Here is a 19,122-nt window from a genome sequence, read left to right on the forward strand (position 1 = left end):
GCGCGATTTGCGCGCCTTAAGGTGTTCCGAGTTGGGTAAACTAGCCGCCCTTCGCGGAGGCTGACATGCAAGACGACGACTTTTCCCTGTTCAAAAACGAGATCCGCGGCGTCAAGCCGATCAAGCACGATCGTGCCGATACAGGCAAACCCAAGAGCGACCGGGCGCAGATCGCCAAGTTGCGCCAGGCGGCCACCGTACGCAGCGAGACCACCACGGTGGACGGGCTGTCCGACCAGTTCGTCATCGACGTGGGGCCGGAAGATGAGCTGATGTGGGCCCGCGACGGGGTTCAGGAAAGCCAGATGCGCAAGCTGAAGATTGGCCAGATCCCCTTTGAAGGCAGCCTCGACCTGCATGGCATGACCGTGGAAAAGGCCCGGGAAACCCTCTGGGCCTTTCTCGCTGAAGCCACCCAGTTCGAAATCCGCTGCGTGCGCGTCACCCACGGCAAGGCCGTGCGCCTGGACGGCAAGCGACCGATGATCAAGAGCCACGTCAACACCTGGCTGCGCCAGCATCCGCAGGTGCTGGGCTTCACTTCCTGCCAGGCCAGGCATGGCGGTACCGGGGCGCTGTACGTCATGCTCAAGCGCACCATGATGGAAGGCCGTGACGAATAAAGCCGCTGCATCACGCTTGCAGCGTCGTGTCCGCCACCGTACCCTTGCCCTTTGCGTAAAATCCCACAGGTAGTTTCATGTCCCTGGAACAGAATTACACCGCGATCCTCGGCCAACTGGGCGAGGACGTCTCCCGCGAGGGCCTGCTCGACACGCCCAAGCGTGCCGCCAAAGCCATGCAGTACCTCTGCCGCGGTTATGCCCAAACCCTGGAAGAGGTCACCAACGGTGCCTTGTTCAGCTCCGACAACAGCGAAATGGTCCTGGTCAAGGACATCGAGCTCTACTCGTTGTGCGAACACCACCTGCTGCCGTTCATCGGCAAGGCCCATGTCGCCTACATTCCCAGCGGCAAGGTCCTGGGGCTGTCGAAAGTCGCGCGCATCGTCGATATGTATGCCCGCCGCCTGCAGATCCAGGAAAACCTCAGCCGGCAGATCGCCGACGCCGTCCAACAAGTGACCGGCGCCCTCGGGGTGGCCGTGGTGATCGAGGCCAAGCACATGTGCATGATGATGCGCGGTGTGGAGAAACAGAATTCGTCGATGATCACCTCGGTGATGCTGGGCGAGTTCCGCGAGAATGCCGCGACCCGCAGCGAATTCCTCAGCCTGATCAAGTAACAGGCTGCAGGCGAAAAAACCGGCGTTGATCGCCGGTTTTTTTTCGCCCGGGAAAAATCAGGTAAGCTGCCGCCCCTTCATTCATGGGCAAGAGGCAATAACCGTGATCGTCAAAGCGCTGCGAGTCGGCCTGGGCCAACTCATCATTTTCATCGACTTCATCACCCGCCCACGCAAGCAGCAGCGGGACGCCGCCGCTCAGGCGCAAGTCGTGGAAGCCGCCAAGGGCCTGACCCTGTACCAGTTTCACGCCTGCCCGTTCTGCGTGAAGACCCGCCGTACCCTGCATCGCCTGAATGTGCCGGTGGCCCTGCGCGACGCAAAAAACAACGAGCAGGACCGCCAGGCCCTGTTGGAGCAGGGCGGCAAGATCAAGGTGCCGTGCCTGCGCATCGAAGAGAACGGCCAGACCACCTGGATGTATGAATCCAAGGTGATCATCGGTTACCTGAACCAGCGCTTCGCGACCGTCTGACGCCCTCCCCCGGGGCTCTTCATTCCCGGGCCAACTGCAAGTCAAGCAAGGCCGCGCCCAGGCACTTGCCGTGGGCATCCAGCGCCAGGGAGCGGGTCACTCCGCCGCGCAGGATGCCCGGCAAGACAAAGTTCAAGGCCCGCACATTCTCCAGGACATAGCGCTGTACCGGCGCCGCATCGCTCCCCAGCAAGCCGGCGAAATATTGCGCCACGCGCTCGGCGGTAAGCTGCTCGCAAAGAAAGGCAAAGTCCTCGGCGCGGTAGGCAATCACCGAAATATTCGAAGTGTCGCCCTTGTCCCCGGTACGCGAGTGCGCCAAGTCACGCAATTTGACCTCATTCATGCCCGTACCTCCTGATGCAAGGTGACCCTGACGGCCTCCCGGGGCAGTAACAGCGAAGCCACCGCCACCACCTGCCGCAGGCTTTTACTGGTCCCGCCGCCACCAGCGGGCCCATTGGTATAGAGGGTTTCCACCTCATTGCCGACGCGCACCGCTTCGGCCTTGTCCGTGCAGCGAGCCGCCACCCGCAGGCGCACTTCCCAGGGTTCGGCAGGCGCTCGCTGGCCCAGTTCAACACCGTGCAAGGCATCGATGCCGATCAGCTCCGCGCGCACTTCCTGCATCTGTACCCCGGTCAGGGCCAGGCGTTCGAGCACGATATCCCGGGCCAGCCGCGCCCTGGCCACAGCCCCAGGGCCGCCATAGGAAATCTGCCCTTCGCCGATCCAGCCATCCAGGTAGCCGACGCTGACCTTGAGCCGCTCAGGCCGTGGGCTGCCTGCCGCCCCTTGCAGCCGCACCCGGTCCGGTGCCTCCTCGACAAAGCCCACCGCGGAAAAGTCGGCACAGACATCCGGCGTCAGGTAGGCCGCCGGGTCATGCACTTCGTAGATCAACTGCTCGGTACAGGTAGCGCTGCTGACCTGCCCCCCGGAGCCCTTGACCTTGGTGATCAGCGCCGCGCCCTGTGCATCCACTTCGGCCAGGGGGAACCCCAGGCGCGCCAGACCGGCCACATTCTTGACCCCCGGATCGGCAAAGTAGCCGCCGCTGACCTGCCCTGCGCACTCCAGCAGATGCCCCACCAGGGTCCCGCGCCCCAGACGCAGCCAGTCATCCTCGGCCCAGCCGAACTCGAAGATCTGCGGCGCCAGGAACAACGAGGGGTCGGCCACCCGCCCAGTGATCACTACGTCGGCATCAGCCCGCAGCGCGTCGACGATGCCCTGGGCGCCCAGATAAGCATTGGCGGAAATCAGCCGCTGCCCCAGCGAGCCCAGGGTCTGCCCGTTGTCCAGCACCCACTCCGGCCGGGCCCGCAGAGTCTCGAGCACATCGTCCCCCAGCACCGCGATCACCTTGAGCCCTGGCAAGCCCAGCTCGGCCGCGATCCGTTGCACCTCGGCCACCGCCGCCAACGGATTGGCCGCCCCCATGTTGCTGATGATGCGCAAACGCCGCCCCGAGGCCGTGGCGCCGACAAAGGGCAGCACCCCGCGCATCCGTGCCCCCAGCAACGGGTCGTAGCCGCTGTGCGGGTCGGCCAGGCGCGCCTGCTGCGCCAGGGCGATGGTGCGCTCGGCCAGGCATTCGAACACCAGGTAATCCAGGTCGCCCTGTTGCGCCAACTCGATGGCGGGCTCGATACGGTCACCGGAGTAACCGGCGCCGGAGCCGATACGTAGGCTTTTCATCTTAAAAAACTCCCAGCAGCAGCGCGGTCAGGGTCATCAACACTGACGCAGCGAATAGAAAGGGGATGGTGAAACGCTGGTGGTCGGCCAGTTCGATCTTGCACAGGCCCACCAGCAGGAAGGTCGCCGGGGTCAGCGGGCTTACCGGGAAACCGGTGGTGTGCACGCCGAGCAACGAAGCCTGGGCCACTTGCAGCGGGTCGACACCCAGGGCCTTGCCCACTTCGGCAATCACCGGCATCACCCCGAAGTAGTAGGAGTCAGGGTCGAACAGCATGCTCAGGGGCATGGACAGGAACCCCACCACAGTCGGAATCAGCTTGCCGTGACCGGCAGGAATCTGCGCCACCGCCACTTCGGCAATCGCCTTGAGCATGCCGCTGCCCTGCATGATGCCGGTGAACACACCGGCCGCCAGGAGAATGCTGGCCATGGTCAGGGCCGTCTTGGCATGAGCATCGATGCGTGCCCGCTGGGCCTCGACATCCGGATAGTTGATGCACAGCGCCAGCACCGTGCCGACCATGAACATCACCACCGGATCGACCCAGCCGGCAATCATCACCAGCATCACCAGCACCGTAAGCAGCAGGTTGATCCAGAAGCGCCCGGGACGGCGTAGCGCCTCTTCGGCGGGGCTCAATACCCGGGTCGGGATGCCTGCACCGGCCGTGGCATCGGCACCGAGCCCCAGGCGGCGCTCCTCCCGGCGGCCGAGCCACCAGGCGCTGGCGAAGACGAACAGCAGGCCGACGATCTGCACCGGGATCAGCGGCTGGAACAGATCCGCCACCGGCACATGCAGGGCCGCTGATGAGCGCAGTACCGGGCCGGTCCAGGGCAGGAAATTGACCCCCGCGGCCATCGCCGCGACACAGGCCAGAATCCGTCGATCGATGCCCAGCCGGGTATACAGCGGCAGCATTGCCGGCACCGTCACCAGGAAGGTCACCGCGCCGGAACCGTCCAGGTGCACCAGCAGCGCCAGAAGCGCCGTACCGACCACGATCCGCGTCGGCCGGGTGCCGACGGTACGCAGGATGCGGTCGATGATCGGGTCGAGCATGCCGGCGTCGGTCATGATGCCGAAGAACAGGATAGCGAACACGAACATGCCTACCACGGGGGCGACGTTCTTGATCCCGGTGACGATGAAGGCGCTGGTCTGCAGACCGAAGCCGCCGATCAGCGCGGCGATGATCGGCAGCGCAATCAGCGCGACCAGAGGCGACAGGCGCTTGCTCATGACGGCCGCGAGCAGGCAGAGAATGGTGATGACACCCAGGGTGGCGAGCATGGAGCAACTCCAGTGTGCCGCCTCTTCAAGCCGGGGCCGGAAGGCGGACGGTTATTGTTTTTCTGGAGTATTGAAATCGCGCTAGTCTTTGTAAATTGGAATATTCGGCGCCTTGCATTCGGAAAAACAAAATGAAGAACTCGATCCAGCATATCCAGGCCTTCCTCGCCGTGGCCCGCAGCGGCAACTTCAGCAAAGCCGCCGCCGAGCTGCACCTGTCGCCATCAGCCCTTACCGTGCAGGTCCAGCAACTGGAGGAATGGCTAGGGGTCGCCCTGCTCGATCGCAGCCCGCGCCATGTCAGCCTGACCGCTGCTGGGCTGCAGGCCCGGGGACCGATGGAGAAACTGCTGCTGGACCTGGACAACATCGTCAGTGGCTCCCGGGACCTGGCCGCCCTGCGTCGGGGCGTGGTCACCCTCGCCGCGCTGCCGTCGGTCTGCGCCGGGGTGCTGCCGCCGGCCTTGCGCCAGTTTCGCGAGCAATTTGCCGGAATCGAGGTACGCCTGCAGGACCTGGTGGCTCACCGCATTCATGCCCAGGTCCGGGCCGGCGAGGTGGATTTCGGTATCGGCGGGCGCGCCCGGCTCAGCCACGGGCTGGATTTCCAACCTCTGCTGGAGGATCGCCTGTGCCTGTTCGTGGCCACCGATCATCCCCTGGCCCAGCGCCAGTCAGTGACGCTGAAGGACCTGGCCCGCCAGCCGATCATTCTCACCGGCCGCGACAGCAGCGTGCGCGAGCAGGTCGAAGCGCTGTTCGACGACAGCCGACTGTCCCTGCTTCCAGCCATGGAAGCCAACTACATGAGCACGGTGCTGGCGCTGGTACGCCAGGGGCTGGGCATTACCCTGCTGCCGGAATCCGCCGATGACGGCCGTGAGGGCCTGCGCCGAATTGCCATCAAACACCCGGGGGTCAGCCGCGAGATCGGCCTGATCCGCCGCAGTGGCCAGCAACTGAGCCCAGCGGCGCAGCGCTGTTATGAGTTGCTACGCCAGAACCTGGCCGGCAAACATCGTTAGCGGGCCCCACAACGCACCGAACCGGCACAAGGCCGGTCCAGTGGGGATAAAAGCACCCGCTCAGTCGAGCATCGGCACGTGTCGCGGATGGCTTTGCACCCGCTGCATCCAGGCCTGGATGCCCGGGTAGCGGCTCAGGTCGAAACCGCCCTCATCGGCCACGTGGGTGTAGGCATAGAGCGCAATGTCGGCGATCGAATAGTGCTCGCCCACCAGGTACGGGGTGCGGCTCAATTGTTTCTCCATCACGTCCAGCGCCTTGTAGCCACGCTTGTGCAACTTCAGGTATTCCTCGCGGCGCTCCTCGGGCAGCCCTTCGTAAAGCTGGATGAAACGCGCCACCGCGATGTAGGGCTCATGGCTGTACTGCTCGAAGAACTGCCATTGCAGAACCTGGGTGCGCAAGCGCGGTTCGCTGGGCAGGAACTGACTGCCGTCGGCGAGGAAGTTGAGAATCGCGTTGGACTCCCACAGGCAGGTGCCGTCTTCCAGTTCCAGAACCGGAATCTTGCCGTTGGGGTTCTTTGCCAGGAAGGCCTCGGTCTGGGTATCGCCCCCGAGAATATCCACCGCCTGCCATTCATAAGGCAGCCCCAGCAGATTGAGCATCAACTTGATCTTGTAGCAGTTGCCCGAACGGTAATCGCCATAAACCTTGTACATGGCCCTCCCCTTAGGCTGCCTGTGCAGCCTGTGCTTGACGTATCACGGTGGCCAGCCGCTTGAGGCCTTCGTCCAGCCGCGCCGGATCGATATGGCTGAAATTCAACCGCAGATGCCCAGGGTTGCGTTCCGGATCGGCAAAGAACGGCTCACCGGGCATGAATGTGACGTCGTGCTCCAACGCCGACTTGAGCAAAGTGCGGGTATCCAGGGGCTGTTTCAAGCTCAGCCAGAAAAACAATCCGCCCTGGGGCACCTGCCAATCCGCCAGATCGGCGAAATGGGTGAGCAAGGCGCCCTGGAATTCATCCCGGCGCTGGCGATAGAAACTGCGCAACTGATCCAGGTGCGCCTGATACTGCTCGCTGCCGATCCACTGCATGGCCTGCCACTGGCCAACCCGATTGGTGTGCAGGTCCGCCGACTGCTTCAGCCGCAGCAGGTGCGGAAACAGGTCCGGGCTGGCAATCAGGTAACCCACCCGCAGGCCCGGCAACAGGGTTTTAGACACGGTGCCGGTGTAGATCCAACTGGCTTTTTCCAGGCGGCCGACAATAGGCGTGGCACTGCCACCATCGAACGTCAGCTCACGGTAGGGCTCGTCCTCGATCAGGGTCACGCCGAACTCGTCCAGCAAAGCCGCCACGGCATCACGCTTGGCTTCGCTGTAGCGCACCGCCGAGGGGTTCTGGAACGTCGGGATCAGGTAGATGAACGCCGGCCGGTGCTGCTCCAGGCGCGCACGCATCTGCACCAGGTCCGGCCCATCGGCCTGCAGCGGTACGGTCAGGCAGTCGGCGCCGAACAGCTGGAAAATCTGCAGGGCGGCCAGGTAGGTCGGCGCTTCCAGCATGATCTGGGTGCCCTTGTCGATGTACAGCTTGGCTGTCAGATCGAGGGTCTGCTGGGAACCACTGACCACCAGCACCTGGCTCGCCTCGCAAGGCACCCCGAGCTGGCGCGCCTGGGCCGCCAGGGCTTCACGCAATTGCGGCTCGCCTTCGCTCATGCCGTATTGGCCCATGGCCAACGGCATGTCCTGCCATTGCACCTTGGGCAGCATCACTTCGGCCGGCAGGCCCCCGGCGAACGACATCACTTCCGGGCGCTGGGCCGCAGCAAGGATTTCACGGATCAGAGAGCTTTTGAGACGCGATACACGTTCGGAGAAGGCCATGGAGATCACCGCTAGCGAAGGCTGAGGAAAATACGTCAAAATGCTTGACCGAAATTACGCCGACCTTTGCAGATACGTCAATATGCTTGACCTTAAAAACCAGGCTTCGCAACAAGCGGCCATGGAAGCTTTCTTTTTCGGCTATCAGGCGTTTACCGCCAAGGCCGACGAAATGCTCGAACGCCGGGGCCTGAGCCGGGTGCACCAGCGCATCGTGTTTTTCATCGCCCGCTATCCCGGGCTCAGCGTCAAGGAACTGCTCAATCTGCTGGGGGTGAGCAAGCAGGCATTGAACACACCGTTGCGCCAATTGATGGAAATGCACCTGGTGGACAGCGTCGCACCGGACAGCGACAAGCGTAAGCGCCTGTTGCAGTTGACCGCCGATGGCACAGGCTTCGAGCAATCCCTGCGCCGCGAGCAGGTCAAACTCCTGCAACGGGCCTTCAGCGAAGCTGGCGAGAGTGCGGTCAATGGCTGGCTGGCGGTGAACCAGGCGCTGGCCGGCAAACCCGTCGAAGACTGAGCCCCTGCGGGCGCCATTCATTGGTGCGCCGGCCCCGGCCTTGCCCCAAACCCTTGCACACCCCGGCGCAACGTCGGGGCCGCGATATAGCCATGTTCGCGGATTTTTCGCACACAACCCCAAAAACATTATTTGCTTTCTTTGTATACAAACGCATAATTCGCCCGACGAGTTCTTGACCCACAGGTCAACAAAACCCGCACGCCTTACCTGCCTCAAAGAGCCGCTGCCCACCCTTGCGTGTCCGGCTCTGGAAAAAACAATAAAACTCTTGAGGAGTACTCGCTGTGGAAAGCCGCAAATCCGAAGCCTCTACGCTCGATCTCTCGCCGTCGCTGAACAGCGGCTGGCTGGAGCGCATCTTCAAACTCAGGTTGCATGGCACCACGGTGAAGACCGAGTTGATTGCCGGTCTGACAACCTTCATCACCATGGCCTACATCATCTTCGTCAACCCCAACATCATGGCCGACGCCGGCATCGATCACGGCGCAGCCTTCGTCGCCACCTGCATCGCCGCCGCCCTGGGCTGCCTGTTGATGGGCCTGTACGCCAACTGGCCGGTGGGCCTCGCACCGGGCATGGGGCTCAACGCCTTCTTCACCTACACCGTGGTCGGCACCATGGGCTACCACTGGGAAACCGCCCTTGGCGCGGTGTTCATTTCCGGTGTGCTGTTCATGATCCTGACCCTGTCGCGGGTACGTGAATGGCTGCTCAACAGCATTCCGGTGAGCCTGCGGTTCGCCATGGGTGCCGGGGTCGGGCTGTTTCTCGGCCTGATCGGCCTGAAGACGGCCAACATCATCGTCGACAGCCCGGCCACCCTGATCAAGCTCGGCAACCTGCGAGACCCCGGCCCACTGCTGGCGGCCGTCTGCTTCTTGATGATCGCAGTGCTCAGCTATCACCGGGTCTTCGGCGCGATTCTCATCAGTATCATCGCCGTGACCCTGGCCGGCTGGGGCCTGGACCTGGTGCACTACAACGGGATCATGTCCACTCCGCCGAGCCTGGCGCCGACCTGGATGGCCATGGACATCGCCGGCGTGTTCAACGTCAGCATGATCAGCGTGGTCCTGGCGTTCCTCTTCGTGCACATGTTCGACACCGCCGGCACCCTGATGGGCGTGGCCCAGCGCGCCGGCCTGGTGAACGCCGATGGCAAGATCGAGAACCTTTCCCGCGCACTCAAGGCGGACAGTGCCTCCAGCGTGTTCGGTGCCGTGGTCGGTGTACCACCAGTCACCAGCTATGTGGAAAGTGCCGCCGGGGTCGCCGCTGGTGGCCGCACCGGGCTGACCGCGGTCACCGTGGGCGTGCTGTTCATTGCCGCAATGTTCTTCGCTCCCCTGGCAGGCATGATCCCCGCCTATGCCACCGCCGGCGCGCTGATCTATGTGGCGATGCTGATGATGGGCGGCATGGCCCACATCAACTGGGACGAGGCCACCGACAGCATTCCGGCCATCGTCACCGCGATCATGATGCCCCTGACCTTTTCCGTCGCCGATGGCATTGCCCTGGGCTTCATCACCTATGTGGTGCTGAAGGCCGGCACCGGCAAGTACAAGGAAATCTCCATCAGCCTGTATGTGCTGTGCGCGATTTTCATCGCCAAGTTCATTTTCCTCTAGGACGCCCTGCTCCACCCAGGCCCCATCCCGCTGGATGGGGCTTTTTCGTTGCCGATGATCGGCTGTGGCCAGCAGGTCCGGGGCGGTCACAGGGCCCTTTCGGCGGCGAGCCGGCTCCTGCGGGATCTAGTGGAGCCGATGACCAGTGAAGGCTTTATGCCAGACGAAAAAAAGCCCGCAGTGTGGGCGGGCAAGGACCAAAGAAGCTATTTGCGCAGGATTCTTGGGGGGAAAGTCCTAGCTTCCTCTGTAGGTCGAATAGCTGTAAGGCGAGATCAGTAGCGGTACGTGATAGTGGTCCTGCTCGGCGCTGATGCCGAACCGCAGTACCACCACATCCAGGAACGCCGGCTGCGGCAGTTGCACACCACGGGCACGGTAGTAGTCACCGGCATGGAAGTGCAGCTGGTACACCCCGGAACGGTAGTCATCACCCTGCAGCAGCGGCGCATCGCAACGGCCATCGCTGTTGGTCAGGGTGCTGGCGACCAATTCCAGCTGGGCCCCTTCCACTCGATACAGCTCGACCTTGATAGCGCTGCCAGGGCAGCCATGTGCGGCATCCAAAACGTGTGTAGTCAAACGTCCCATTGATTCTGCGTGCCTGGCGCCTTCAAGCGTTCAGGCCTCGCGCCTCCCGGAGTCAGTAATTGAAGGAGACCGCAGCGTTTCGACCGGTGAAAAGCTGCGGCGAGAGCAAGATTAAGACATTTTTCAAAAAAATTGTACACAATAATAATCGCAAATATTCCCGGCCCCGCGACCCTTCGAATGCATCAGCGGATTTGCCTGTACGCCATAGCGACAGACGACTTGTCATCCATTAGCTGACCATCCAGGCAAGTTTCTTGCAGGTGACAGCCATAGCGATGAAAGCGGAAAAATGCAAAAAATCAGGCTTACAAAGTGAAGACAAACTTGTATACAATAATTCCATCGCAGTGACGCCCACCTGGCTTTCCGGCTTCAGGTTCCGCCACGCCACCGTTATCACGAATAAGAAGGAAGACTGCAGTGAGCGCTGACTACCCTCGCGACCTGATCGGTTACGGCTCCAACCCTCCTCACCCTCACTGGCCGGGCAATGCCCGCGTCGCCCTGTCCTTCGTGCTCAATTACGAAGAGGGCGGCGAGCGCAACATCCTTCATGGCGACAAGGAATCGGAAGCCTTCCTCTCGGAAATGGTCTCGGCGCAACCGCTGCAGGGCGAGCGCAACATGAGCATGGAATCGCTGTACGAGTATGGCAGCCGTGCCGGCGTCTGGCGGATTCTCAAGCTGTTCAAGGAATTCGACATTCCACTGACCATCTTCGCCGTGGCCATGGCCGCCCAGCGTCACCCGGACGTGATCCGCGCCATGGTCGAAGCCGGCCACGAGATCTGCAGCCACGGCTACCGCTGGATCGACTACCAGTACATGGACGAGGCCCAGGAACGCGAGCACATGCTCGAAGCGATCCGCATCCTCACCGAAATCACCGGCGAACGCCCACTGGGCTGGTACACCGGCCGCACCGGCCCGAACACCCGGCGCCTGGTGATGGAGGAAGGCGGCTTCCTCTATGACTGCGACACCTACGACGACGACCTGCCCTACTGGGAACCCAACAACCCCACCGGCAAGCCGCACCTGGTGATCCCCTACACCCTGGACACCAACGACATGCGCTTTACCCAGGTGCAGGGCTTCAACAAGGGCGACGACTTCTTCCAGTACCTGAAGGACGCCTTCGACGTGCTCTACGCCGAAGGTGCCGAAGCGCCGAAGATGCTTTCCATCGGCCTGCACTGCCGCCTGATCGGCCGCCCGGCGCGCCTGGCCTCACTCAAGCGCTTCCTCGAATACGTCAAGGGCCACGAGCAGGTGTGGTTCAGCCGCCGGGTGGACATCGCCCGTCACTGGCAACAGACCCACCCTTACCAGGGAGCGGCGAAATGACTGCCTTCCAGAGCCTCAAGCCCTCGACCCTGAGCCGCGAAGATTTCGTCAAGGCCTTCGCCGACATCTACGAACACTCGCCGTGGGTTGCCGAAAAGGCCTACGAACTGGGGCTCGACGCCTCCGTCGACCAGATCGAGACCCTGCACCAGCGCATGAGCGACATCCTGTTGAGCGCCGATCACGCCAGCCAGCTGGCACTGATCAACGCTCACCCGGACCTGGCCGGCAAAGCCGCCGTCCAGGGCCAGTTGACCGAAGCCAGTACCAATGAGCAGGCCGGCGCTGGCATTCACCAATGCACCGCCGAAGAGTTCCAGCGCTTCACCGAGCTCAACGACGCCTACAAGGCCAAGTTCAAGTTTCCCTTCATCATGGCGGTGAAGGGCAGCAATCGGCACCAGATCCTCGCCGCATTCGAAACCCGCATCCACAACTCGGTGGACACCGAGTTCAAATGCGCACTGGCAGAAATCAACAAGATCGCCCTGTTCCGCTTGCTGACCCTGTAGCGATTGCCCGCCTGGCCCGAGAAAGCACCTGCATCGATGCATTTCCCAGGGCCTCGCGAGCACCCCGGCCACTGAATTCAAGGCAGACAAGAAGAATGAAAACCAACGCCGTAGCTTTCGAGAAGTTCGTCAACCTGGCCGATGCCCGGCTGGGGACCAAGATCATCTCGGTCACCGATGACTGGTTCGCCGACGCCAACCGCCTGTTCCAACCGACTCCGGCGGTGTGGAAGGAAGGCGTATTCGATGACAACGGCAAGTGGATGGATGGCTGGGAATCACGCCGCAAGCGCTTCGAAGGCTACGACACTGCGGTCATCCGCCTCGGCGTGGCCGGCTCGATCAAGGGCGTGGACATCGACACTTCATTCTTCACCGGCAACTTCCCGCCCTCGGCCTCCCTGGAAGCCTGCTTCCTGGCCGCAGGCGAACCGGATGAAAACACCCAGTGGACCGAAGTGCTGTCGGCGGTGGAGTTGCAGGGCAACAGCCACCACTACCACGAGATCCACAACCACCAGCCGTTCAGCCACCTGCGCTTCAACATCTACCCCGATGGCGGCGTAGCACGGCTGCGGGTCTACGGCATTCCCTACCGCGACTGGTCGGCCATCGGCGACGACGAACAGGTCGACCTGGCTGCCGCCCTCAACGGCGGCCGCGCCCTGGCCTGCTCCGACGAGCACTTCGGGCGCATGGGCAACCTCCTCAACCCCGGCCGCGGCATCAACATGGGTGACGGTTGGGAAACCGCCCGGCGCCGTACTCCCGGCAACGACTGGGTGATCATCGCCCTGGGCCATGCCGGTGAAATCGAAAAGATCATCGTCGACACCCTGCACTTCAAGGGCAACTACCCGGACAGCTGTTCGATCCAGGGCGCCTTCGTCAAGGGTGGCACCGACAGCCAGATCGAAACCCAGAGCCTGTTCTGGCGTGAACTGCTACCCAGCCAGAAGTTGGAAATGCACGCCGAACACAGTTTCGTCGAACAGATCAGGGCACTGGGGGCTATTACCCACGTGCGCCTGAATGTATTCCCGGACGGTGGCGTCAGCCGCCTGCGACTGCTGGGCAAGGTCAAAAAATAAAGGGTCGCGCAGCGCGCGGGCGACCGGTTTGCCCGCAGTAGCCACGGACCAGACAACAACGAACTCGAGATAAGAAGAACAGCATGCGCACATTAGTGATTGAGCCCCTGAGCAAAGAAGCCTTCGCCCCTTTCGGTGACGTAATCGAGACCGACGGCAGCGATCACTTCATGATCAACAACGGTTCGACCATGCGCTTCCACCGCCTGGCAACGGTCGAGACCGCTCAGCCGGAAGACCAGGCCATCATCAGCATCTTCCGCGCCGACGCGCTGGACATGCCGCTGACCATCCGCATGCTGGAACGCCATCCGCTGGGCAGCCAGGCTTTCATCCCGCTGCTCGGCAATCCCTTTCTGATCGTGGTCGCGCCACTTGGCGATGAACCTGTATCGGGCTTGGTCCGTGCCTTTGTCAGTAATGGCAGGCAGGGCATTAATTACCATCGCGGCGTCTGGCACCACCCGGTGCTGACGATCGAAAAGCGGGATGACTTCCTGGTGGTTGATCGCAGTGGCACTGGCAATAACTGCGATGAGCATTTCTTCAAAGAGGATGAGCGTTTGATCCTCGCCCCCCACCAATAAGAGAAGGTCTGATCACCCGACAACAAGGGTGGCAGGCAAGAGGTAAAGACTGTGGAAGCACATCTGTTGGAATGGCTCAACCTGAGCGTGCGTTGGGTACATATGATCACTGGTGTGGCCTGGATCGGCGCATCGTTCTATTTCGTCTGGCTGGAGAACAACCTCAACCGCGTCAACCCCAAGGACGGCCTGTCCGGCGACCTCTGGGCGATTCACGGCGGTGGTATCTATCACCTGGAAAAATACAAGCTGGCACCGCCCTCGATGCCGGAGAACCTGCACTGGTTCAAATGGGAAGCCTACTTCACCTGGATGTCCGGGATTGCCCTGCTGTGCCTGGTGTTCTACTTCAACCCGATGCTCTACCTGGTTGCCCCCGGCAGCGGCCTGACCGGCCCTGAAGGCGTGGCCATCGGTATCGGTGCGTTGATCGCCGGCTGGTTCGTCTATGACTTCCTCTGCGATTCGCCACTGGGCAAGAAACCCGCCCTGCTCGGCTTCATCCTGTTCCTCCTGCTGATCGGCGCTGCCTATGGCTTCAGCAAGGTGTTCAGTGGCCGTGGCGCGTACCTGCATGTGGGCGCCATCATCGGCACCATCATGGTGGGCAACGTGTTCCGCATCATCATGCCGGCCCAGCGCGCGCTGGTGGCAGCGATCGCGGAAAACCGCACCCCCGACCCGACCCTGCCGGCCAAGGGCCTGCTGCGCTCGCGTCACAACAACTACTTCACCCTGCCCGTGCTGTTCATCATGATCAGCAACCACTTCCCGAGCACCTACGGCAGCCAGTACAACTGGTTGATCCTGGCCGGGATCGCGGTCCTGGCGGTATTGGTGCGTCATTACTTCAACACCCGTCATGACAGCCACAAGTTCGCCTGGACCCTGCCCGTCGCGGCACTGGGCATGATCTGCCTGGCCTACGTGACCGGCCCGACCCCAGCGCCAAGCGCTCCGGAAGTGGCCAAGGCCCAGACCCAGTACCAGCCATTGCCGGAAACCGCCCTGGGCGGCAAGCCGGCAACCTCGGCTGCGACAGAGGCACCGGCCGCTCCAGCCGCTGCGGCAACGGCTCCGGCCAGTGCCCCGGCGCAGGCGGCCAATGCCGGCCCGTCCTTCGACAAGGTGCATAGCGTGATCCAGGAGCGTTGCGCGGTCTGCCATTCGGCCAAGCCCACCAGCCCCCTGTTCAGCGCAGCACCGGCAGGGGTGATGTTCGACACTCCTGAGCAGATCCGCCTGCAAGCCGCGCGGATCCAGGCCCAGGCCGTCGCCAGCCAGATCATGCCGCTGGGCAACATCACCCAGATGACCCAGCAGGAACGCGAGCTGGTCGGTGCCTGGATTACCCAGGGAGCCCAGACCAACTGATCAGCCTGGTACCCGGCTGATTCGCGAGCAAGCTCGCTCCTACAGAACCGCAATTGTCTGTAGGAGCGGGCTTTCTTGCCATCAGTCAGAAGATTCGCCTGTTGCAAACACGTTGCGCGTAAAGACGCAGCGGTTAAATCACAAGAATAAAAAGATCCGAGGTGTTGCATGTCCGATTCATCCGAACAGTGCGTCCCCGATGCGCCCGCCATTCAGCGCTTGCCCTTCCTGCAACTGATCCTGGTCGGCCTGCAGCACGTCCTGCTGATGTATGGCGGTGCAATCGCGGTACCGCTGATCATCGGACAGGCCGCTGGCCTGAGTCGTGAAGAAATCGCCTTCCTGATCAATGCCGACCTGCTGGTTGCCGGGATCGCCACCATCGTCCAGTCAATGGGCATCGGCCCCATGGGCATTCGCATGCCGGTGATGATGGGGGCCAGCTTCGCCGCGGTGGGCAGCATGGTGGCCATGGCCGGCATGCCCGGCATCGGCATGCAGGGAATTTTCGGCGCAACCATCGCCGCCGGTTTCTTCGGCATGCTGATCGCGCCGTTCATGTCCAAGGTGGTGCGCTTCTTCCCGCCGCTGGTCACTGGCACGGTCATCACCTCGATCGGTCTCTCGCTGTTTCCCGTGGCGGTGAACTGGGCAGGCGGCGGCAGCAGCGCAGCCCAGTTCGGCTCGCCCATCTACCTGACCATCGCCGCCCTGGTGCTGGGTACCATCCTGCTGATCCACCGCTTCATGCGCGGCTTCTGGGTGAACATCTCGGTACTGATCGGCATGGGCCTGGGCTACATCCTCTGTGGCCTGATCGGTATGGTCGACCTCAGCGGCATGGCCCAGGCGCCCTGGCTGCAGGTGGTCACACCGCTGCACTTCGGCATGCCGCAGTTCCACCTGGCCCCGATCCTCTCCATGTGCCTGGTGGTGGTGATCATCTTCGTCGAGTCCACCGGGATGTTCCTGGCCCTGGGCAAGATCACCGGCCAGGAGGTCACCCCACGCATGCTGCGTCGCGGCTTGCTGTGTGATGCCGGGGCATCGTTCTTCGCTGGCTTCCTCAACACCTTCACCCACTCCTCCTTTGCCCAGAACATCGGCCTGGTGCAGATGACCGGCGTGCGCTGCCGTTCCGTGACCATGGTCGCCGGCGGCCTGCTGATCGTCCTCAGCCTGCTGCCCAAGGCGGCGTTCCTGGTGGCGTCGATTCCACCGGCGGTGCTGGGGGGCGCGGCCATCGCCATGTTCGGCATGGTGGCTGCGACCGGGATCAAGATCCTCCAGGAAGCCGACATCGCCGACCGGCGCAATCAGTTGCTGGTGGCCGTGAGCATCGGCATGGGCCTGATTCCCGTGGTGCGCCCGGAGTTCTTCGCCCACCTGCCCCTGTGGATGAGCCCCATCACCCACAGTGGCATCGCCATGGCGACCTTGAGTGCGCTGGTGCTGAACCTGCTGTTCAACATTCTCGGGGGCAGCGAGCGCGCGGCCAGCAATGCGCATCACGCCCATCAGCACTGAGTCACCAGCAGGGTGCCGGTTCGGCGCCCTGACCTTGCTTCACCGTTCATGCTTGACCGCAGCGCTCGCCTACTCAGGATCGAGCGCTGCCCATTAGACGCTGCGCCTTGAAAATAAGAACAAACAGGGAGCAACACCTATGCAGCCTGCCCAGGCTTTCCTGGCGGTGGCCGCTGGACGGCCATTAGCGCCATGCAATCCCCCTGACGGCCGCCAGTCATTGGCACTCTATTGCCCTTCAATGCGGATGCTTGCCTGAGATGGCCCGCATACCCGCCCCAAAGTGGTTGCAAGTGCGCCGTTGCGGAGCACTTGAGCCCTGCCGTGAGAGCCAGTATTCTCCGCGGCCGCGCAAGTCTGGTCTAAAAAAAAGCCCGGATGAAAAACCTGACCCAAGAGCCAACTTATCCCGGCCTGGACAGGTAACAAGGCGCAAGAAAACATCGCGAAAAACACTCTCGCCCGGCGGTATCGCTACAGCCGGACGGGAGTTTTTTGCTTTTTTTCGGCCTTGGCTCAGCTCTTGCTAACAGCAACAAAGCTGACCGATCGGATGGTTTTTTGCAGCAACGAAAAAAGGCGCCAAACCAGAGCGCCAAGCCAAAAAAACGTGGAACTACCTACTTGGGAGCAACCGAATGAAACCGATGTGCAAGAGCCTGATGTTGGCCGCCAGCTTGCTGGCCGGGGGGCAGGCCGTGGCTGGCGACCTGTTGCAATGGCAGAACAACAGCCTGACTTACTTGTATGGCAAGAACTTCGAAGTTAACCCGCAGATTCAACAGACGGTCACTTTCGAACATGCCGATGCCTGGAAGTACGGGGATAACTTTTTCTTCCTCGACCGCATCTTCTATAACGGAAAGGAAGACGGCAACGTCGGCCCGGACACTTACTACGGCGAGTTCACGCCACGCCTGTCGTTCGGCAAGATCTTCGACCAGAAACTTGAATTCGGCCCGATCAAGGACGTGCTCCTGGCGTTCACCTACGAGTTTGGCGAAGGTGACAACGAGTCCTACCTGATCGGCCCGGGCTTCGACCTGGCAGTCCCTGGCTTCGACTATTTCCAGCTGAACTTCTACCAGCGCCACACCGAGGGCAGCCGCCCGGGCGACAACGTCTGGCAGATCACGCCAGTGTGGTCCTACACCATTCCCGTGGGCCGTTCGGACATCCTGATCGACGGCTACATGGACTGGGTGGTGGACAACGACCAGAACGCCAAGGGTACCTACCACGCCAACCTGCACTTCAACCCGCAGATCAAGTACGACCTGGGCAAGGCGCTGAATTGGGGCGCCAAGCAGCTGTACGTCGGCTTCGAGTACGACTACTGGAAGAACAAGTACGGTATCGAGGACTCGCGCAATTTCGAGACCAACCAGGACACCGCCAGCCTGCTGGTCAAGTACCACTTCTGATGCTTGGCTGATGCCGCCTGCGCCCCTCCATGGAGGGGCGCAGGCGGTATTTTCCATCAGGCAATGCGTGAACCGGAATCCCGCCAGAATGCCGGATCGGCACTCTTGAGCCGCTCCACCGCGTTGTGGATGTGGCTCAGCGCCGCTTGCCTCGCCTCTTCGACATCCCGCGCCGCAATCGCCCGATAGACCGCCAGATGCTCGGCACGCACCGTGCGCGCCAGATCCTTGCGCCGTTCCTCATTGGAGCGGGTGATACGAATCGCTTCCTTGATGAATTGCGCAATGAATTCATGCAGGGAGGGGTACAGCGGGTTACCGGTGGCCTGGGAAATCGACAGATGGAACGCCAGGTCCTGCTCCACCCCATCCTGACCCGCCTGCTCGGCGCTATCGATAGCCAGCAGCGCCTGATGAATCGCCTCTAACTGCGAAGGGGTATGGCGCTGGGCCGCCAGGGCCGCCGCCTCGCCTTCGATACCACGACGCAGTTCGGTGACCCTGAGCACCGCCTCGATCGAGCCACGTACGTCCAGGTCGATAGTGAACGCCTTGATATGGGCGCCCTCGCACACCACGGTGCCGCTGCCTTGGCGCACCTCCACTAGGCCCGCCGACTTCAAGCGCGATATGGCCTCGCGGATGACGGTGCGGCTGACGCCGAAACGCTCGCACAGAACCGGTTCGGTGGGCAGGCGCGCTCCCGGCAGGACTTCGCCATTGGCGATGTGTGCCTTGAGCGCCGCAGTCACCTGGTCCGCCAGCGTGCCCTTGGCCGAATCCTTGAGCGTCGCCAGGGAATCGGCGGCGGGGAAAGCGTTATCAGGCTTGGACATGGGCATCTCGGTAGTCAAATTGGCTAACGGTACTGCATTTCAGGCACGCCGTCCTGCCCGAAGCCTGCCATTGAATTCGTATG

General features: G+C 62.2%; 20 protein-coding genes. 13 read left to right on the forward strand and 7 right to left on the reverse strand.

The annotated features are described in order from the left end of the window. The first annotated feature begins 65 nt into the window (after positions 1-65). From PFLCHA0_RS22115 to PFLCHA0_RS22125, 3 genes are all read left to right on the forward strand, one after another. Positions 66-623 (forward strand): Smr/MutS family protein, encoded by a 558-nt coding sequence (locus tag PFLCHA0_RS22115; protein ID WP_011062624.1) that lies wholly within the window; start codon positions 66-68, stop codon positions 621-623. 77 nt (positions 624-700) lie between these two features. After that, complete coding sequence (folE, locus tag PFLCHA0_RS22120; protein ID WP_011062625.1) at positions 701-1,246, forward strand: GTP cyclohydrolase I FolE; 546 nt, start codon at positions 701-703, stop codon at positions 1,244-1,246. 103 nt (positions 1,247-1,349) lie between these two features. Further along, complete coding sequence (locus tag PFLCHA0_RS22125; protein ID WP_015636595.1) at positions 1,350-1,721, forward strand: glutaredoxin domain-containing protein; 372 nt, start codon at positions 1,350-1,352, stop codon at positions 1,719-1,721. 19 nt (positions 1,722-1,740) lie between these two features. Here PFLCHA0_RS22125 and PFLCHA0_RS22130 read toward each other — a convergent pair whose 3' ends face one another. Genes PFLCHA0_RS22130 through PFLCHA0_RS22140 form a run of 3 tightly spaced genes read right to left on the reverse strand, consistent with a single transcriptional unit; the run spans position 1,741 to position 4,719 of the window. Next, positions 1,741-2,067, reverse strand: a complete 327-nt coding sequence (locus PFLCHA0_RS22130; RefSeq protein ID WP_015636596.1) for an AtuA-related protein — start codon at positions 2,065-2,067, stop codon at positions 1,741-1,743. Beyond that, complete coding sequence (locus PFLCHA0_RS22135; RefSeq protein ID WP_015636597.1) at positions 2,064-3,422, reverse strand: acyclic terpene utilization AtuA family protein; 1,359 nt, start codon at positions 3,420-3,422, stop codon at positions 2,064-2,066. Before PFLCHA0_RS22135 ends, PFLCHA0_RS22130 begins: the two co-directional genes overlap by 4 nt. A gap of 1 nt (position 3,423) precedes the next feature. Beyond that, entirely contained in the window at positions 3,424-4,719 is a 1,296-nt protein-coding gene (locus tag PFLCHA0_RS22140; protein ID WP_011062629.1) for a CitMHS family transporter, read from the reverse strand. 131 nt (positions 4,720-4,850) lie between these two features. Between PFLCHA0_RS22140 and PFLCHA0_RS22145 the strand changes: the two genes are divergently transcribed. Next, positions 4,851-5,744: a LysR family transcriptional regulator gene (locus PFLCHA0_RS22145; RefSeq protein WP_011062630.1), complete on the forward strand. Its 894-nt coding sequence runs from the start codon at positions 4,851-4,853 to the stop codon at positions 5,742-5,744. 60 nt (positions 5,745-5,804) lie between these two features. On the opposite strand, the gene PFLCHA0_RS22150 is transcribed toward PFLCHA0_RS22145, so the two are convergent. Continuing rightward, the gene (locus PFLCHA0_RS22150) at positions 5,805-6,407 is read right to left on the reverse strand and encodes a glutathione S-transferase family protein (protein ID WP_011062631.1); all 603 of its coding nucleotides are present in this window, start codon (positions 6,405-6,407) and stop codon (positions 5,805-5,807) included. Positions 6,408-6,417: 10 nt separating this feature from the next. After that, positions 6,418-7,584, reverse strand: a complete 1,167-nt coding sequence (locus tag PFLCHA0_RS22155) for an aminotransferase-like domain-containing protein (protein WP_015636598.1) — start codon at positions 7,582-7,584, stop codon at positions 6,418-6,420. An 82-nt stretch (positions 7,585-7,666) separates the two neighbouring features. Here PFLCHA0_RS22155 and PFLCHA0_RS22160 point away from each other — a divergent pair, with 82 nt between their 5' ends. Continuing rightward, positions 7,667-8,110 (forward strand): MarR family transcriptional regulator, encoded by a 444-nt coding sequence (locus PFLCHA0_RS22160; RefSeq protein ID WP_011062633.1) that lies wholly within the window; start codon positions 7,667-7,669, stop codon positions 8,108-8,110. A gap of 287 nt (positions 8,111-8,397) precedes the next feature. Beyond that, positions 8,398-9,747, forward strand: a complete 1,350-nt coding sequence (locus tag PFLCHA0_RS22165) for an NCS2 family permease (RefSeq protein ID WP_015636600.1) — start codon at positions 8,398-8,400, stop codon at positions 9,745-9,747. Between the two features lie 237 nt (positions 9,748-9,984). On the opposite strand, the gene uraH is transcribed toward PFLCHA0_RS22165, so the two are convergent. Beyond that, entirely contained in the window at positions 9,985-10,338 is a 354-nt protein-coding gene (gene uraH / locus PFLCHA0_RS22170) for a hydroxyisourate hydrolase (protein ID WP_011062635.1), read from the reverse strand. Positions 10,339-10,761: 423 nt separating this feature from the next. Between uraH and puuE the strand changes: the two genes are divergently transcribed. The 7 genes from puuE (at position 10,762) to PFLCHA0_RS22205 (ending at position 18,203) form a co-directional block, all read left to right on the forward strand. Then, positions 10,762-11,688, forward strand: a complete 927-nt coding sequence (gene puuE, locus PFLCHA0_RS22175; protein WP_011062636.1) for an allantoinase PuuE — start codon at positions 10,762-10,764, stop codon at positions 11,686-11,688. Beyond that, positions 11,685-12,200, forward strand: a complete 516-nt coding sequence (uraD, locus tag PFLCHA0_RS22180; protein WP_011062637.1) for a 2-oxo-4-hydroxy-4-carboxy-5-ureidoimidazoline decarboxylase — start codon at positions 11,685-11,687, stop codon at positions 12,198-12,200. Before puuE ends, uraD begins: the two co-directional genes overlap by 4 nt. Before the next feature lie 95 nt (positions 12,201-12,295). Continuing rightward, positions 12,296-13,291 (forward strand): allantoicase, encoded by a 996-nt coding sequence (gene alc, locus PFLCHA0_RS22185; protein WP_041752465.1) that lies wholly within the window; start codon positions 12,296-12,298, stop codon positions 13,289-13,291. Between the two features lie 83 nt (positions 13,292-13,374). Beyond that, positions 13,375-13,878, forward strand: a complete 504-nt coding sequence (locus PFLCHA0_RS22190) for an ureidoglycolate lyase (protein ID WP_011062639.1) — start codon at positions 13,375-13,377, stop codon at positions 13,876-13,878. 51 nt (positions 13,879-13,929) lie between these two features. Then, a complete protein-coding gene (locus tag PFLCHA0_RS22195) occupies positions 13,930-15,252 on the forward strand; it encodes a urate hydroxylase PuuD (RefSeq protein WP_015636602.1) in 1,323 nt (440 codons plus the stop codon). A 168-nt stretch (positions 15,253-15,420) separates the two neighbouring features. Beyond that, complete coding sequence (locus PFLCHA0_RS22200) at positions 15,421-16,779, forward strand: nucleobase:cation symporter-2 family protein (RefSeq protein ID WP_015636603.1); 1,359 nt, start codon at positions 15,421-15,423, stop codon at positions 16,777-16,779. A 638-nt stretch (positions 16,780-17,417) separates the two neighbouring features. Then, complete coding sequence (locus PFLCHA0_RS22205) at positions 17,418-18,203, forward strand: outer membrane protein OmpK (RefSeq protein ID WP_011062642.1); 786 nt, start codon at positions 17,418-17,420, stop codon at positions 18,201-18,203. Between the two features lie 56 nt (positions 18,204-18,259). Here the strand turns inward: PFLCHA0_RS22205 and PFLCHA0_RS22210 are convergent, their stop codons facing one another. Then, complete coding sequence (locus PFLCHA0_RS22210; protein WP_015636604.1) at positions 18,260-19,045, reverse strand: FadR/GntR family transcriptional regulator; 786 nt, start codon at positions 19,043-19,045, stop codon at positions 18,260-18,262. Between the last annotated feature and the right edge of the window lie 77 nt (positions 19,046-19,122).

The sequence above is a fragment of the Pseudomonas protegens CHA0 genome, from assembly GCF_000397205.1.
Classification (GTDB): Bacteria; Pseudomonadota; Gammaproteobacteria; order Pseudomonadales; family Pseudomonadaceae; genus Aquipseudomonas; species Aquipseudomonas protegens.